Here is a 709-nt window from a genome sequence, read left to right on the forward strand (position 1 = left end):
CGATGAGCATGTGTTGGTGGCGGTGGCTCATCATATTGCTGCGGATGGGTGGTCGATTACGCCGTTGGTGCGTGATCTGGGGGTGGCTTATGGGAGTCGGTGTGCCGGTGGGGCGCCGGGGTGGGCGCCGTTGGCGGTGCAGTATGTGGATTACACGTTGTGGCAGCGGGCGCAATTCGGGGACTTGGCAGATCCGGACAGCGCGATCACCGCTCAACTGACCTACTGGCTGGATGCGTTGGCGGGGATGCCCGAGCGCCTGGAGTTGCCGACGGATCGGGCGTATCCGTTGGTGGCCGATTATCGGGGTGCGCGGGTGGTGGTGGAGTGGCCGGCGGAGTTGCAGCGGCGGGTGCGGGCGCTGGCAGGTGAGCACAATGCGACCAGTTTCATGGTGGTGCAGGCCGCGTTGGCGGTGGTGTTGGGGAAGTTGGGGGCGACTTCGGATGTGGCGGTGGGTTTTCCGATCGCCGGGCGTCGTGATCCTGCGTTGGATGAGTTGGTCGGGTTTTTCGTCAACACGCTGGTGTTGCGCACCGACCTGAGTGGTAATCCCACGGTTGCGCAGTTGCTGGCCCAGGTACGACAGCGCAGCCTGGCCGCCTATGAGCACCAGGATGTGCCCTTCGAAGTCCTCGTCGAACGGCTGCACCCCACCCGCAGCCTGACCCACCACCCCCTGATCCAAGTCGTCTTAGCCTGGCAGAAC

At 64.5% G+C, this 709-nt stretch carries 1 protein-coding gene; it reads left to right on the top strand.

Annotated features, from left to right (window positions below):
• Positions 1 to 709 (top strand): condensation domain-containing protein (locus A9X05_RS25500; protein WP_156736989.1); only part of this gene is annotated, 709 nt, incomplete at both ends.

It is taken from the genome of Mycobacterium sp. E3298, assembly GCF_001666895.1.
Classification (GTDB): domain Bacteria; phylum Actinomycetota; class Actinomycetes; order Mycobacteriales; family Mycobacteriaceae; genus Mycobacterium.